General features: G+C 67.9%; 15 protein-coding genes. 13 read left to right on the forward strand and 2 right to left on the reverse strand.

Annotated elements, in window-relative coordinates; all coding sequences use genetic code 11:
• Nucleotides 1–85 precede the first annotated feature (85 nt).
• The 8 genes from ACW5EG_RS03005 to ACW5EG_RS03040 all read left to right on the forward strand — a co-directional run bounded on the left by ACW5EG_RS03005 (nt 86) and on the right by ACW5EG_RS03040 (nt 7,069).
• Nucleotides 86–874 (forward strand): transglycosylase SLT domain-containing protein, encoded by a 789-nt coding sequence (locus ACW5EG_RS03005; RefSeq protein ID WP_457021393.1) that lies wholly within the window; start codon nt 86–88, stop codon nt 872–874.
• A 64-nt stretch (nt 875–938) separates the two neighbouring features.
• Complete coding sequence (locus ACW5EG_RS03010) at nt 939–1,316, forward strand: TrbC/VirB2 family protein (protein ID WP_457020803.1); 378 nt, start codon at nt 939–941, stop codon at nt 1,314–1,316.
• Nucleotides 1,309–1,626, forward strand: coding sequence for a type IV secretion system protein VirB3 (locus ACW5EG_RS03015; RefSeq protein ID WP_457017291.1), 318 nt, complete (start codon nt 1,309–1,311; stop codon nt 1,624–1,626). The genes ACW5EG_RS03010 and ACW5EG_RS03015 overlap by 8 nt, the downstream gene beginning before the upstream one ends.
• 5 nt (nt 1,627–1,631) lie before the next feature.
• Nucleotides 1,632–4,160: a VirB4 family type IV secretion/conjugal transfer ATPase gene (locus ACW5EG_RS03020; protein WP_457021394.1), complete on the forward strand. Its 2,529-nt coding sequence runs from the start codon at nt 1,632–1,634 to the stop codon at nt 4,158–4,160.
• Entirely contained in the window at nt 4,157–4,933 is a 777-nt protein-coding gene (locus tag ACW5EG_RS03025; protein WP_457020804.1) for a hypothetical protein, read from the forward strand. Before ACW5EG_RS03020 ends, ACW5EG_RS03025 begins: the two co-directional genes overlap by 4 nt.
• Nucleotides 4,934–4,998: 65 nt before the next feature.
• Nucleotides 4,999–5,991 carry a type IV secretion system protein gene (locus ACW5EG_RS03030; protein WP_457020805.1) on the forward strand — a complete coding sequence of 331 codons (993 nt, stop codon included), beginning with the start codon at nt 4,999–5,001 and terminating at the stop codon, nt 5,989–5,991.
• 140 nt (nt 5,992–6,131) lie between these two features.
• On the forward strand, nt 6,132–6,455 hold the full coding sequence (locus tag ACW5EG_RS03035) for a hypothetical protein (protein ID WP_457020806.1): 324 nt from the start codon (nt 6,132–6,134) through the stop codon (nt 6,453–6,455).
• A 101-nt stretch (nt 6,456–6,556) separates the two neighbouring features.
• Entirely contained in the window at nt 6,557–7,069 is a 513-nt protein-coding gene (locus ACW5EG_RS03040; RefSeq protein ID WP_457020807.1) for a DUF4189 domain-containing protein, read from the forward strand.
• A 52-nt stretch (nt 7,070–7,121) separates the two neighbouring features.
• Here ACW5EG_RS03040 and ACW5EG_RS03045 read toward each other — a convergent pair whose 3' ends face one another.
• Nucleotides 7,122–7,925 carry a S1/P1 nuclease gene (locus tag ACW5EG_RS03045; protein ID WP_457020808.1) on the reverse strand — a complete coding sequence of 268 codons (804 nt, stop codon included), beginning with the start codon at nt 7,923–7,925 and terminating at the stop codon, nt 7,122–7,124.
• A 145-nt stretch (nt 7,926–8,070) separates the two neighbouring features.
• Nucleotides 8,071–8,709, reverse strand: coding sequence for an OmpW/AlkL family protein (locus ACW5EG_RS03050; RefSeq protein WP_457017298.1), 639 nt, complete (start codon nt 8,707–8,709; stop codon nt 8,071–8,073).
• A 169-nt stretch (nt 8,710–8,878) separates the two neighbouring features.
• Here ACW5EG_RS03050 and gap point away from each other — a divergent pair, with 169 nt between their 5' ends.
• From gap to ACW5EG_RS03075, 5 genes are all read left to right on the forward strand, one after another.
• The gene (gene gap, locus ACW5EG_RS03055; RefSeq protein ID WP_457020809.1) at nt 8,879–9,880 is read left to right on the forward strand and encodes a type I glyceraldehyde-3-phosphate dehydrogenase; all 1,002 of its coding nucleotides are present in this window, start codon (nt 8,879–8,881) and stop codon (nt 9,878–9,880) included.
• A gap of 120 nt (nt 9,881–10,000) precedes the next feature.
• Nucleotides 10,001–12,838: a DUF2339 domain-containing protein gene (locus ACW5EG_RS03060; RefSeq protein ID WP_457020810.1), complete on the forward strand. Its 2,838-nt coding sequence runs from the start codon at nt 10,001–10,003 to the stop codon at nt 12,836–12,838.
• A complete protein-coding gene (locus tag ACW5EG_RS03065; RefSeq protein WP_457020811.1) occupies nt 12,835–14,184 on the forward strand; it encodes a DUF3999 domain-containing protein in 1,350 nt (449 codons plus the stop codon). Before ACW5EG_RS03060 ends, ACW5EG_RS03065 begins: the two co-directional genes overlap by 4 nt.
• 54 nt (nt 14,185–14,238) lie before the next feature.
• A complete protein-coding gene (locus ACW5EG_RS03070; protein ID WP_457020812.1) occupies nt 14,239–14,442 on the forward strand; it encodes a hypothetical protein in 204 nt (67 codons plus the stop codon).
• 129 nt (nt 14,443–14,571) lie between these two features.
• On the forward strand, nt 14,572–15,747 hold the full coding sequence (locus ACW5EG_RS03075; protein ID WP_457020813.1) for a phosphoglycerate kinase: 1,176 nt from the start codon (nt 14,572–14,574) through the stop codon (nt 15,745–15,747).
• Nucleotides 15,748–15,777: the final 30 nt, after the last annotated feature.

Below are 15,777 nucleotides of genomic sequence, written 5' to 3' on the forward strand. Positions count from 1 at the left end.
ATCAGCATGGAATTCGCAGGCAGCCCAACGGCCAAGCTGGCGACACCGGGCGTGGCGGGACGGGGCTGACGCCATGTTGCCCGGCATGGAGCTGATGGGATGCGCGGAGCTGGCCGTTCCGGTGGACGTGATGCACCACGTGGTCCGCGTCGAGTCCTCGTTCAACCCGTACGCGATCGGCGTGGTCGGCGGCCGGCTTGCGCGGCAACCGCGCAACCTGCCCGAAGCGGTGTCCACCGCACGCATGCTTGAGCGCGAGGGCTACAACTTCTCGCTTGGGCTGGCGCAGGTGAACCGGCACAACCTCGCCAGCCAGGGGCTCGACTCCTACGAGCACGCGTTCGACGTCTGTCCGAACCTGCGTGCCGGCGCGAGGATCCTGGCCGACTGCTACCGCCGCGCGAAGGACGACTGGGGCAGGGCGCTGAGCTGCTATTACTCGGGCAACTTCGTCACCGGCTTCCGCCACGGCTACGTGCACAAGGTGCTTGCCTCGTGGAACGGGGAGGCAGGGGCAGCTGCCACGCCTGCAATCCGAGTGCTCGAACGTCGCGCGGACGCTCCCGCAGGGACGTCCTCTAGGTCGACAGGTCAAGGCTCGCTGATGCATCGCCGGATGCAAGACCAGACAGGCGTGCGGGTTCCGGAGACGATGCGGCCCCAGCAGGTCGGTGCCCTGGATCCAGGCATCCCCAGCAACCCCGAACTCGTGCATGCCACGCCGATGCCTGCGGTGCCGCGGCAGGACGACGCACCGGTCCTCGTCCAGCCCATGCAGGCGGCGACGCATCCGCAGACGCCCGCGACGAGGACTGAGCCGCCACCCCGGCAGGCAGCGCCGTCAGCCGATGCAGCCTTCGTGTTCCAGCAGTAAGCGCGCCCAGCGGCGCGTGGCAGTACCAGCAAACGCAGTGCCCAATCCACCACTGGAGTCCGTCATGAACCACACCTCACACAACCGTCTTCTCTGCAAGGCCGCCGGCCGCGGGACCCGCGCCCTGGTCGCAGTCTCGATGCTTGTCCTGCCGGTGCTCGCACTGGCCCAGGACGGCACCGGCGCACGCGGGCGCGTCGAGACCTTCTTCATCAACATCAACTCGCTCCTCAACGTCGCGTCGATCGCGGTGGTCACCATCGCGGTGATCTTCGCCGGCTACCAGATCGCCTTCAACCACAAGCGCATCGGCGACGTCGCGCCGGTCCTGATCGGCGGCTTCCTCATCGGCGCGGCCGGCCAGATCGCGAAGATGCTGCTGCCCGACGACGTGACCTCTACGGCGATGGCGATCGGGCAGCTGCTGCTCCAGCATGCATAAGGATCCGCTCTTCCGAGGCTGCACGCGCCCTGCCATGTTCATGGGGGTGCCCTACGTGCCATTCGCGATCGGCGCGGGCGCGTGCATCCTGATGACCTTCTACTTCAACATGTTCTTCCTGGCCCTGCTGCCGGTGGTGATCTTCGTCATGCGCCAGATGGCGAGACGCGACGAGATGATCTTCCACCTGCTGGCCCTCCGATGGCAGTTCCGGAGCAAGGTGCGCAACGTCGGCCTCCACGACGGCGCGTGGGCCTTTTCCCAGAACAGCTATCGCAAGGACCTGCGAAGCCCGGTCGGGAAGGGATGAACACCATGCGTGTCGCAGACACCGCCATCTCGGAGTTCATTCCGCTTTCATCGCATGTCGCCCACAGCGTTGTGAAGACGACCGGAGGCGATTTCCTGCTGACCTGGCGGCTGGACGGGCTGCCGTTCGTGGGCCGGGAGGAGTGGGACCTCGAGCACCGCCACAACGCCTTCAACCGGATGCTGCAGACACTGCGCGCGCCTGACTTCGTCAACGTGGCGTTCTGGGTGCACGACGTGCGTCGCAAGGGCCGGATCCGGATGGGGGGCACCTATGCCCAGGCGTTCAACCAGCAGCTGTCGGACGAGTATTACCAGGCGCTGTCTGCACAGAAGCTCATGCAGAACGAGCTGTACCTGACCATGATCTACCGGCCCGTCGTCGCCGGGAAACGTTTCGTCGAACGGTCGACGAGCCTCGTACGCCTGCAGGCCGAGCAGGACCAGGCCGTTGCAAAGCTGCTGGAACTCGCCGGCAACCTGGAGGCCGTGCTCAAGGACCATGCGCCTGTGCGCCTGGGCATGTACGAGGGCGCCAACGGCGTGGTGTTCTCCGAAACGCTGGAGTTCTTCGGCTACCTGCTCAACAGGATCAGCGAGCCGGTGCCGGTGCTGCGCGCGCCGGTCTGCGACTACCTGCCTGTCAGTCGCCATACCTTCTCCGCGCGTAGCGGCGACTTCGTGGTCACCACCCCCGGGGGCGAGAACCGGTTTGGTGCGATCCTCAACGTCAAGGAGTACGCCGACGCGACCTGGCCGGGCGTGCTCAACGGGCTGAAGTACCTGGATTTCGAGTACGTGATCACCCACTCGTTCAGCCCCATGGGGCGGCAGGACGCGCTGAAGGTCCTGGACCGCACCAAGGGGATGATGATCTCCTCGGGCGACAAGGCGGTCAGCCAGATCGCCGAGCTGGACCAGGCGATGGACCAGGTGGCGTCGGGCAACTTCGTGCTGGGCGAGTACCACTTCATCATGGCCCTGTACGCGGAGGGCCAGCAGTTGCTGTCGCGCAACCTGGCGACGGCCCGCGCCGAGCTGTCCAACGCCGGCTTCGTATCGGCCAAGGAGGATCTGGCGGTGTGCGCGTCGTTCTACTCGCAGTTTCCCGGGAACTGGAAGTACCGGACCCGAATCGCCAACGTGAGCTCGCTCAATTTTCTGGGTCTCTCGCCGCTGCACAACTTCGCCATCGGCAAGCGCAGCAACAATCCCTGGGGCGATTGCGTCACCGCCTTGCAGACCACCAACGGGCAGCCCTACTACTTCAACTTCCACGCCACCCATCCGGCCGAGAACTCGCTGGGCGAGAAGGCGATCGCCAACACGATGGTGATCGGCAAGTCGGGTACCGGCAAGACCGCGTTGATCAACTTCCTGCTCAGCCAGGTGCAGAAGTTCGATCCGGTGCCCACGATCTTCTTCTTCGACAAGGATCGCGGCGCGGAGATCTTCGTCCGCGCCTGTGGCGGCAACTACCTGGCGCTGGCCAACGGCGAGCCGACGGGCTTCAATCCGTTCCAGTGCGAGCGCACCGATGCCAACGTCCAGTTCCTCGGCAACCTCGTCAAGGTGCTTGCGGGCAAGGGGCACTACACCGCGCGCGAGGACGAGGACATCTATCGGGCAGTCGAGGCGATGCTCGACATGCCGCTGCATCTGCGCTCGATGACAAATTTCCAGAAGAGCCTGCCCAACATGGGCGACGACGGGCTGTTCGCTCGCATGCGCAAGTGGACGGCCGGCAATGCGCTGGGCTGGGTGTTCGATAATCCGGCCGATGTCATCGAACTTGGCGGCGCCAGCATCATTGGCTTCGACTACACCGACGTCATCGACAACGCCGAGGTCCGCGTGCCGGTGGTCAGCTATCTGCTGCACCGCCTCGAGGAGCTGATCGACGGCCGTCCGCTGGTCTATGTGATGGACGAGTTCTGGAAGATCCTGGCCGGCGGCGGCGAACTGAAGGAGTTCGCCAGGAACAAGCAGAAGACCATTCGCAAACAGAACGGCTTCGGGATCTTCGCCACGCAAAGCCCCGAGGATGCACTGGGCAGCGACATTTCCGCAGCCCTGGTCGAGCAGACCGCCACCCTGATCCTGCTGCCCAATCCCGGCGCCGGGCGTGAGGACTACATCGAGGGACTCAAGCTCACCGAGGCCGAGTACCAGGTGGTCAAGAACCTCGATGAGCGCTCGCGCAGCTTCCTGGTCAAGCAGGGTCATGTCTCGACGGTCTGCCAGCTCAACCTTCGCGGATTGGAGGATGCGCTGGCGGTGATCTCGGCCAGCACCGACAACATCGCGGTCATGCACCGGGTGCTCGCTGAGGAGGCCGGGCACAGGGGCGTCAGCGCGGATGAGCTGACGCCGGAACAGTGGCTGCCCAGGTTCCAGCAGGAACGTAAGGGCGCTCGGGACAGCGGCGCTTCCGGCAACGGCGGGAGCACGGTGCGGGACAACCAAACCGGCAGGGTCATGGGCGGCGACAGGGCCCCACAGCGGCCGCCGACTATCAAGGAGGAGTTGAGATGAGCTGGGCAAGGATGAAGGGTGGCGGGCGTGTCCCGGCGGTGCTCGCGGCGCTGACAGTGGGCCTGGTGACGTCGACGGCCGCCCTCGGTGTGGACGTGGTCACCGATCCGATCCACACCATCACCAACAAAATCGCATGGATCGCGCAATACCAGCAGAAGTACGACCAGCTGCGCCGCCAGATCCAGCAATACGAGGCCCAGATCCGCGACCTCGAGCAGAAATACGTGAAGGGCCAGGCCTTCAAGGGTGGCGCTGGCTATCGAGAGACGCTCGCCGAGCGCGGCCTGAACGACTTCGTCGAAGAGACTTGCGGGAACTCCGATGCGCTGCCGAAGGCTCCGCACAGGATCGCCAAGATCTCGCAGCGGCAGCTCCAGAACTGCATCGCGATCGTGCAGACCGAGAACACCCGGTACAACGTGATGGTCAAGATCCTCAGTCGCCTGTCCGAGCGGGATCGCGAGATGGACGTGATCCGCCGTCAGGCCGAGAACGTGCCCGAGGACCAGCCCGGCGCGCTCGACCGGGTGGACAACAACATCGCGCAGCTCGAGGCGCGGCTGACCACGGACGTGCAGAACGCCAGCACCCTGCTGGGTGCGTACGACGCGGCGCTGCAGGCACTGCATACCGAGCAGGTCCGGCTGGGGCAGGCTGCATTCAGCGACGACGCGGCCCGCAAAGGTGGCATCGCCGGCCTGCTCGACACCACGATCCAGTACGGAACCTTGAAGGCGGCGCTGGGTGTGGCACGTAGCCGCGAGCGCTGACGATCCGGCTCGCCGGCTGCATGCGTGTGGCCGGGCGCGAGGAACAGGAAAGGAAGGCAAAGCAAATGGACGTTGTTGGCCCGGCATTGGCGAGTGCGATGTTCGACTGGCTTCCTGCACAGGCGGGACTGCCGAACATGATCTTCTTCAGCGAGATCAACGATTTCCTCGACGACGAGCTGATTGGCGAGTACCTGCCCAATCTCGGTGCGCGGGTGATGCGGGTGCTGGGTGGTCTCGGCGTCACCCTGCTGACGCTGTGGATCATGCTGCAGGGCTACCGGGTCGTGACCGGCCAGTCGCGTGAATCGATGATGGCCCTGGTGGTCAGTTCGCTCAGGGCGACCTTCATCGTCGGGATCGCGCTGGGCGTCGCGGTGTCCTGGGGCTCGATCTACCAGACGCTGACCGATGGCCTGAGCCGCACGATCAACGAAACCATGACCGGAGAGGAAGACGCCGGGGGCGCGTACGACGACATCGACCGGACCCTGGCGATCATGCAGGTCGCACTGGAGGCGATCGACGCAGTGGACGTCCGCGACAATGTCGTCACCCAGTCGCAGAAGGAGCGGGCCTTGACCCTCACCGCCGTCGGACTGGGCGCCCCCGCCATGATGGCGGCCACGGCGCTATTGCTGAACAAGATCGCGATCGGCCTGATCGTCGCCCTCGGCCCGCTGTTCATCCTGTGCCTGCTGTTCGAGCAGACGCGATCACTGTTCCAGCGATGGCTGTTCTATGGCATCGGCACCCTGTTTTCCATGGCGCTGCTGAGCGTGATGGTGACGCTGGCCTTGGACATGGTGATTGCGGTGGGAATGGCGTTCTGGGTGACGTCGTTCTTCGGGGTCGGCAGCGAGAGCGTCACCGCGATGGCGATGCAGCAGGGCGGCCTGGGCCTCATCCTGACCGCGCTGATTGTCAGCGCGCCCCCCATGGCGGCCATGCTGTTCCAGGGCACGCTCGGCCAGTTCAATCCGTACAGCGCTTTCAACCAGCCGATGTACGGTGCGCCGGGGCAGCCGGGGTCCCCTGGGGCGGGGGGAGGGCGTTGACGCGACTGCATCTGGCCTCCTTCGTGCAGAGGGACGACTGGAGCAGTTGTGCGTGCGAGTAGCTGATCTTCCCGGCGCGGATGGTGCGGTCCGCCCGTCCTGCGTCATATTTCCAGCGGACCAGACAAAGGAATATTTCGATGAATGGAATCACCCTGTGCGGAGTCCTCGCCACGCTGACATTCGGCCTTGCCGGATGCTCGACCCTTGCGTCGAGCACCAACTCCCTCACCGACGAGAGGATCAGATCAGAATCCGCAGGAGCCCTGGGCTATGACCCTGCCGAATTGACTCTGGTTGGTCGTCGCACGGAAGGAACCAACACCTACGCCAACCTCAAGGCCGCAGATGGAAAAGAGTTCACCTGCATCATCAATGGCGGAAACATGTTGAGTTTTGGCATGACCAACCCGCCCTCATGCGGCAAGAAGGGGGAGGCGATCAACGCCAACCCCTTCAGATAGGTAGGGCACACGTCCCGTCCATGCCGGCGTTCCAATGACGCTGGCTCGATGGCATGCCCGGCGACGTGCACGCGGGCGCGCCTCAAACGACATATCGGTTCATGGATATCCAGATGCGCAGACTAGTCTTGCTTGCGGTTGTCCTTGTTGCTGCTTGGGGCCCCGTGCTGGCGCAGACGGCGTGCCCCCAGGGCGTGGCGGTAGGTTCGGCGCGCTGCGGCCCGGGTGGCGGGGGAATCCCGTGGAGCATCGGGTTCGTCAAGCCGAAGCCGACGTGGCGCCCCGGATGGGGTGCGTTTGCCAGGAATGATTCGCAGTCGATCATCGGCACCTCGACAAGCACCCGGTCCCCCAAGGCTGCGGCTCGCGGCGCCATGAGGGGCTGCAGATCCGGCGGTGGCCAGGGCTGCGAGGTGTTCTTCACCTATCGCGACAGCTGTGCCGTCATCGTAAAACTGAGTGGGACCGAACCCGTCATGCCGACCTACCACGTTGTGGCCCCATCCGTGGAAGAGGCCAGCAGCCTGGCCCTCGAGACCTGTGGCCACGCCAACAAAGGACGCGCCTGCGAGGTCATCTACAGCAATTGCTCGAAGGGCTTCTACAGGAACTGAAGACGGGAGCGGCCGCACGACAGTCCGGGCGGCTGCAATCCCCGTGCGACCGTCAACGCAACACGTCGTCGAGCAGGCGCGCCAGCCTGGCGCCTCCCAGCTGCACCTGCTGCTCGGCCGTTGGCCGATGCCGCTCCAGGTAGGACTTGCCGATCTTCGCCCTGTCCGGATACACGCCGGGCGTGGTCGCGATCCGGCATGACTGCTCGGCCCAGACGGCCGGGGCCGATGGCGTGTAGGGGCCGACCTCGGGCGTCAGCTGGTCAGGGGTGATCTGCAGTTTCGCGGCGTACTCGGCCTCATCCAGGCCGGCAGACGCGAGCAGGTCGCCGTCCCACAGCGCGTGCAGGTTGCTGCCCTTGCCGTGCACGCGCACCTGCAGCCGGTTGCCGCCGCGGTCGTGGCCGTAGCCGGCGTGCATCGGCTGGTGGGCGTCGCCCACGAAGTGGATCACGAACTTCAGCGCCTGCAGGCGTTCGGTGTCGGGGCGCTCGCGGTCGGCCAGGATCGCGGCCTGGTCGCGGATGGCGGCCACCACGCAGTTGCCGTCCGGGCAGTGGCGCGCGGCATCGTAGGCGCAGCCGTCCTCGGCCATGTTGACGAAGTGCCAGTTGGACGAGCGCCGGGCGAGGTCGCCGCTGGTGCCGCGCAGCTCGTCGGCCCAGCTGGCCACGTCGGCCATGCTGGACGCGCCTTCCAGGGCAAGCAGGCGTTGCACTTCGGCGCGGGTCTGTGGGCTCAGGTGGGGCTCGGCGAGGTTGGCGACCAGGCGGTGCCCGGCGCCGTTCCAGGCGTGGGCGACGCTGGTGCAGGCCAGCAGGCAGAACAACAGCAGGGAGGCGGACGGCAAACGCATGCGGTGCACTCTACCTCTCGGGCTGGACGTCGGTCCCGGGCCAAAGGTCGTGGCCACGGCTGCGACCGCAAAGAAAAAGACGCCCGGGCGGCGGGTGGCCGGCCGGGCGTGCATTCGGGCAGCGGCATGCGCCGCGCCCGCGGGCTCAGAACTTCATCACCCAGGCCGCGCCATAGACCAGCGGGTCGATGTTGGCGGTGCCGACCTTGATGCCGTTCACCTTGACGTCGCTGTCGATGTCGGCCCAGCGCGCATCGATGCGGATCGCGCTGCGCTCGCTGATGGCGAAGTCCACGCCCACGTGCCCGGCCAGGCCCCAGGAATTGCCCAGCTTGAGCTCGGTGCCGGCCAGGGCGCCGGTGGTCTCTTCGCTGAAGAAGGTGGTGTAGTTCACGCCCACGCCCACGAACGGGGTGGCCTTGCTGGCGTTGGCGAAGTGGTACTGCAGCGAGACCACCGGCGGCAGGTGCTTGGTGCTGCCCACCTTGCCGACGCCGCGCACTTCGATGTCGTGCTGGAACGGCAGGGCGGCCAGCACCTCGATGCCGAGGTTGTCGGCGATGAAGTACTCGGCGGTGATGGTCGGCCGCACGCTGTTGCCGACCTCGGTGGGCGGCAGCGGGCCGAGGCCGAGCGCGGTGGCATCGAGGCTGCCGTTGTCGGACTTGGGGTCGACGTTGTGGACGCCGATGCCGAGGGTCCAGTCGCCCTTGGACTGGGCGGCGGCGGGGAGGGCGGCGGCCGCGACCAGGGCCGCGAGCAGCAGGGTGGACGTGCGCTTCATGTGGTGCTCCGTGTGGGGTGGTGCCAGTGTGTCCACGGCCCGCCCGCGCCACCTTGATCCGGATCATTGCAAGCGCAACCAGCTGGCGGCGGCCGGCGCAACGGAACGCTCCGGTGGGCCTGTTAGAATCGGGGCCTCATTTCCAACCCTGTCCAGGAGTCCGCGCACCATGGCGATCAAGGTAGGCATCAACGGGTTCGGCCGCATCGGCCGCAACGTGCTGCGTTCGGCGGTCGAGAACTTCGACGACATCCAGATCGTCGCGATCAACGATCTGCTCGAGCCGGATTACCTGGCCTACATGCTGCGCTACGATTCGGTGCACGGCCGCTTCAAGGGCGAGGTGTCGGTGGATGGCAACACCCTGGTGGTCAACGGCAACCGCATCCGCCTGACCCAGGAGCGCGACCCGGCCAACCTGAAGTGGGACGAGGTCGGTGCCGATGTCGTCATCGAGTCCACCGGCCTGTTCCTGGACAAGGCCAGCGCGCAGAAGCACGTCGATGCCGGCGCGAAGAAGGTGATCCTGTCGGCGCCGTCCAAGGACGACACGCCGATGTTTGTCTTCGGCGTCAACCACGAGACCTACAACGGCGAGGCGATTGTTTCCAACGCCTCGTGCACGACCAACTGCCTGGCGCCGCTGGCCAAGGTGCTGCACGACAAGTGGGGCATCAAGCGCGGCCTGATGACCACCGTGCACGCTGCCACCGCCACCCAGAAGACCGTCGACGGTCCGTCCAACAAGGACTGGCGCGGCGGCCGCGGCATCCTCGAGAACATCATTCCTTCCAGCACCGGCGCGGCCAAGGCGGTGGGCGTGGTGATTCCGTCGCTCAACAAGAAGCTGACCGGCATGAGCTTCCGCGTGCCGACGTCCGACGTGTCGGTGGTCGACCTGACCGTCGAGCTGGAAAACCCGGCCAGCTACGAAGAGATCAAGGCCGAGATGAAGGCGCAGAGCGAAGGCGCGCTCAAGGGCATCCTCGGCTACACCGAGGACAAGGTGGTGGCCACCGATTTCGTCGGCGAAACCTGCACCTCGGTATTCGACGCCGACGCCGGCATCGCGCTCGACCCCACCTTCGTCAAGCTGGTGGCCTGGTACGACAACGAGTGGGGCTATTCCAACAAGTGCCTTGAAATGGTGCGCGTGGTCGCCGGCAAGTAAGCCGGCGGTAGCCGCAGGCGATACCCGAAGCCCCGCGTCAGCGGGGCTTCCTTTTATGGCGATGCGGCCCGCTAAGGTGGCCGCCACTGCGCCCCTTGCGGCGCTCGACGGGATGGCGGAATGGAAGGTCTCCTGAGTCTGCTGGTGTTGGTCGTGCTTGCGGTACCGGTGCTGCTGGTGATTGCGCTGGTGTCGATCAACGGCCTGAAGCGGCGTGTGGGCGAGCTGGAATTCGAAGTTGGGGAACTGAAGTACGGTGCGGCGCGCGTGGATGTCGCAGCGCCGCAGGCTGTCCGCGAGCGCGCGCCGGCGGTGTCGCAGGTCGAACCTTCGCAGGCCGGGCAGGCGCCGTCGGATGCGCGCGGTCCGGCAGCTGACGCAACCGGCGGACACGGCCGCGATACCTGGAACACGGCTGCGCCAGGATCGGTGCAGCGGCCGGACGCTGCGCCCGACACGCGCGAGATGGAAGGCGCGCGTGACCCCTCAAATGCCGGCGTCGCGCCGGGCCTGTCGCCGCTCGCGAGCGCTGCAGCGGACCTGTCCGGCGCGCAGGCCGCTGCGGTTCCGCCACCGCTCCCCGACCCAACGCAGCAAACGCCTGCGCCGCCGCCTCGTCCGGCCGCGCCGCCGCCGCCCGCGCGTCCGGACTTTGCCGAGGTCGCGCTGCGCGCGGTCAAACGCTGGTTCACCGTCGGCAACGTCCCGGTCAAGGTCGGCATGCTGGTGCTGCTGGCCGGCGTGGCCGCGCTGCTCAAGTACGCCAACGAGCAGGGCTGGCTGCAGCTGCCGGTCGAATTGCGCCTGGCCGGCGTGGCTGCCGCGGCGATGGCGGGCCTGGTGTTCGGCTGGCGCCAGCGCACGGCCAAGCCGGCGTTCGCGCTGGCGCTGCAGGGCGGCGCGATCGGCGTGCTGCTGCTGGTGGTGTTCGCCGCGTTCAAGCTCTACGGCCTGATGCCTGCAGGCGCGGCGTTCGGGCTGAGCGTGGTGCTGGTGGCCGGGCTGGGCGTGCTGGCGGTGCTGCAGGATTCGCGCACGCTGGCCGTGCTCGGCATCCTCGCCGGTTTCCTTGCGCCGATCTGGCTGTCCACCGGCAGTGGCAGCCATGTTGCGCTGTTCTCCTATTACGCGGTGCTCAATGCCGCGATCTTCGCCATCGCCTGGGCGAAGTCGTGGCGGGTGCTCAATCTGCTGGGTTTCGTGTTCACCTGGGGCATCGGCATCGCTTGGGGCGTGCTGGCGTATTCGCCGGCGCAGCAGGCCAGCACGCAGCCGTTCCTGCTGTTGTTCTTCGTGTTCTACCTGCTGCTGCCGATCCTGTACGCGCGTCGCCGGCCGCCGGGACGGCGCGACCTGATCGACGGGTGCCTGCTGTTCGGCACGCCGCTCATCGCGTTCTCGCTCCAGGCCGCGCTGCTCGATGGCGACCGGTTGCCGCTGGCGTTCTGTGCACTGGCGCTGGCGGTCGTGTACGCGGCGCTGGCATGGGCGCTGCGCCGTCGCGAGGGCTACGCGGTGCTGGCGCAGGCGCATGCGCTGCTGGCAATCGGCTTCGCAACGCTGTCGGTGCCGCTCGCGCTGTCGGCGCACGCCACCGCCTGCGTGTTCGCGCTCGAAGGCGCGGCGCTGACCTGGCTGGGGCTGAAGCAGCAGCGCCTGCTGCCGCAGCTGGCGGGCGTGGGCCTGCAGCTGGCGGCGGCGCTGGCGTATGCGCTGGGCATGTCCGCGCTGGCATCGCCCGACGTGCAGACGCTGGCCAATCCGGCGTTCATGGGCGCACTGCTGATCGCGCTGGCGGGCTTCGCCAGCGCCTGGTCATACCGCGACCACGACGAACCGCCTGTCGCGCTGATGTATTACGCGTGGGGCCTGGCGTGGTGGGGCGGCAACCTGTTCCACGAGATCGAGGCCTTTGTCGCGCGTGATGCGCAACTGGCCGCGATGTTGGCCGCGACCGCGCTGACCGGCTGGCTGGCGGCGGAAGTACATCGCTGGCGGCCGGCCCGCGCGCTGGCGGCGACGACCTTGCTCGCACTCGCCTCGGCGATTCCGTTCGCGCTGGCGCAGAGCGCGGTGCACGGGCATCCGTTCGAGGGCATGGGTCTGTGGGCCTGGCTTGCCTACGCAGCGTTCGGCGTGCGCAGCCTGCTGTGCCTGCGCGGCGATGAAGACTGGATCGGCAACTGGGCGCAGTTCGCATGGTGGCTGGCGTGGCCGTCGGTGCTGGCGCTGTTCGCCGGCTGGATGTCCAACCACATGGGCTTGGCGCAAGGCTGGATGCTTGTGGCAATCGCGTTGCCGTGGGTTGTCCTGCTGGCCGTGTCGATGTGGCGCTGGCGGTTGCTGCGCGCGCCCCGGGGCGCGCGGTTCGATGCCCTGCGCCTGCCGATGCAGCTGGTGGCGTTCGCGCTGCTCGGGCTGTGGTGGCTGTTGGGCCTGCTGGCCGCCGGCAGCGCTGATCCGTTGCCGTGGCTGCCGCTGCTCAATCCGCTCGAACAGATGCAGACGCTGCTGCTGGTGCTGCTCGCGCGCTGGCTGTGGTCGGACCAGGCGCCTCGCGCGCTGGCGTCGATGCGTGTCGTGCTGCTCTCGGTCGCCGGCTTCACCCTGCTCACCAGCGTCACGCTGCGTGCCGTGCACCACTGGGGCGGCGTGCCCTGGGACGCGGGCCTGGTGGAGAGCAAGCTGGCGCAGACCAGCCTCACCCTGGTCTGGAGCCTGCTTGGCGTGATCGGCTGGATCGCCGGCTCGCGCCGCGGCCAGCGCATGCTGTGGCTGGCCGGTGCGGTGCTGATGGGCGTGGTGCTGGCCAAGCTCGTCCTGGTGGATCGCCAGCACCTGGGCGATCTGCTCGGCATCGGCTCGTTCATCGCCTACGGCCTGCTGTGCACGCTGGTGGGCTACTTCGCTCCGGCACCGCCGCGTGATGTGGCCGTGGCGCAGGAGCAGGCGGCATGAGCCGGCTCGGGGCAATCCTCGGGCTGGCGCTGCTGGCCGGCGGCGCGTCCGCCGCGCCGGCGGATGACTACGCCATGCAGTGGCCACTCATGCTGGCCGACGAGGGCGCGGGCGCCCATGCGGTCGTGCTGGACGATGCGGTCTATCGGCAGGCGCGCTCCCCGGCACTGCGCGACCTCGATGTGCTCAATGCCGACGGCGCATCAGTGCCCGCGCAGCTGATGCGCACGGGCGATGGCGCTCGCACCCAGGCGCCGCGCGTGCCGGTGCGCTGGTTCGTGCTGCCGCGTGCGGCCGATGTGCAGGGCGGCTGGTCGATGGCGGTCGAGCGCGGCGCCGACGGCAGCGTGCTGAGCGTGCAGGCAGGCGCCAGCGGCGCCGAGGCGGGCGATGGCCCCGCGGCCTGGCTGGTGGATGCGAGCGGAGTTGACGCCAGCATCGAGGCCCTGCACCTGGAATGGGCCGCAGGCGAAGAGGGCATCGACCGCGCCTACCGCATCGAAGCCAGCGACGACCTGCGGGAGTGGCGGCCGGTGCAGTCGCAGGCGCAGTTGATCGACCTGTCGCGCGGCGGCGAACGGCTGGTGCAGCGCCGCGTTCCCGTGGCGGCCCGCGCGCGCTACCTGCGCCTGCTGCCTGCGCAGGGGCACGGCACCCCTCGGCTGCAGGCGGTGCACGCCGAACTGGCCGCACCCGACCGGCGCGCGCCGCTGCAGTGGCGCGAGCTCGCCGGCACGCCGGTGCAAGAGCGCGGCGTGCAGGCACGGGTCTTCGACCTCGACGCGCGCTATCCGGTCGAGGCCGCCGACCTGCAGTACGACGGCAATGGCACCGGGCAGTGGCGCCTCTACAGCCGCGAACACGCCGACGCGTCATGGGTGCTGCGCGCCGGTCCCTGGGTCGCGTACGCGATCGGCAATGGCGGCGGCGCCAACCGCTCCGCGCCGCAGCCGCTGACCGGCATCACGCGGGACCGGCAATGGAAGTTGGTCGGCGCCGAAGGCATCGGCCTGGCGCCGCTGCTGCGGCTGGGCTGGCGGCCCGAGGCGCTGGTGTTCATCGCGCAGGGTGCGCCGCCGTATCGCCTGGTCGCGGGCAGTGCACGAGCGCAGCGCGAGGATGCGCCGGTGGCGCAGTCGCTGGAGGCGATCCGTGGCGTGCAGGGGCCGGACTGGCGGCCCGGCGCCGCGGCGCTGGCGGACATGCAGCCGCTTGCCGGCGAACGCGCGCTGGTGCCCGCGTCGGCGCGCGACTGGCGTACCTGGCTGCTGTGGGCGCTGCTGATCGGCGGCGCGCTGCTGGTCGCCGGTTTCGCCGCGAGCCTGTTGCGCAAGCCTTCCGGTTGATCGCGCGGTTCGTGGCAGCTGCAACGTTTGCCTGCCGCGCTGGCGCCGTCGACAATGCGCGTCGAAGCGGCATCGCCGCGCGCGCCAGCGCCGCGCAGCAGCACATGTACTGCCTGGCCGCGCTCCCAGCGCCTTCGCGCCGCGCCACCGCACCCCGATCACAGCAAAACAGGCCACGACTCCATGACCATCCTGCGAATGACCGACCTCGATCTTGCCGGCAAGCGCGTGCTGATCCGGCAGGGCGAGCGGCATTAGACGGACTGCCCTATCGGCAGTCCGTCGCCGCGAGCGCCCGGCCATGGATGGCCGGGCTGGACCGTCTGGAGCCACGCGAGCCGCGCCATGGATGGCACACCGAACCCCAATGAACCAAGCGAGTATTCGATGACCATCCTGCGAATGACCGACCTCGATCTTGCCGGCAAGCGCGTGCTGATCCGGCAGGACCTCAACGTCCCGATCGACAACGGCCAGATCACCTCCGAACAGCGCATCACGGCCTCGATCCCGACCCTGCAGCTGGCGCTGGAGAAGGGCGCGGCGGTGATGGTGACCTCGCACCTGGGGCGTCCGAAGGAAGGCGAGTGGAGCGAGGAGAATTCGCTGGCGCCGGTGGCCAGGCGCCTGGGCGAACTGCTCGGCAGGCCAGTGCCGCTGCTGCGCGACTGGGTGGACGGGGTCGAAGTCGAACCCGGCCAGATCGTGCTGCTGGAGAACTGCCGGATGAACCCCGGTGAGGGCAAGGACGACGAGACGCTGTCGCGCAAGTACGCCGCGCTGTGCGACGTGTTCGTGATGGACGCCTTTGGCACCGCGCACCGCGCGCAGGCCTCGACCCATGGCGTGATCCGCTTCGCCGCGCAGGCCGCGGGCGGCCCACTGCTGATGGCCGAACTCGATGCGCTGGCCAGTGCGCTGGACAAGCCGGCGCGGCCGCTGCTGGCGATCGTGGCCGGCAGCAAGGTCTCGACCAAGCTCGAACTGCTCTCCAACCTGGTGGGCAAGGTCGACCAGTTGATCGTCGGCGGCGGCATCGCCAACACCTTCATCGCCGCGCAGGGGCTGCCGGTGGGCAAGTCCCTGCACGAACCCGACCTGCTCGACACCGCCCGCGACATCCTCGCCAAGGCGAAGGCGCGCGGCGCCGACATCCCGGTCCCGACCGATGTCGTGGTCGCACAGCAGTTCCATCCCGACGCCGAGGCCACGGTCAAGGCGGTGGCCGATGTGGGCGCCGATGACCTGATCCTCGACATCGGCCCGGACACCGCCGCGCGCTACGCCGAAATGATCGCCAGCGCCGGCACGGTGGTGTGGAACGGGCCGGTGGGCGTGTTCGAGTTCAACGCCTTCGGCAAGGGCACCGAAACCCTGGCGCGCGCGATTGCTGCAAGCGCCGCGTTCTCGATCGCCGGCGGCGGCGACACCCTGGCCGCGGTCGACAAGTACGGCATCGCCGACGAGGTGTCGTACATCTCCACCGGCGGTGGCGCCTTCCTCGAGTTCCTCGAGGGCAAGACGTTGCCGGCAGTGGCTGCGCTGGACGCGAGGGGGGGATGAACCTGCACCACCGGACGCGGTCTGCTGGTG

The organism is Luteimonas sp. A611, assembly GCF_054072715.1.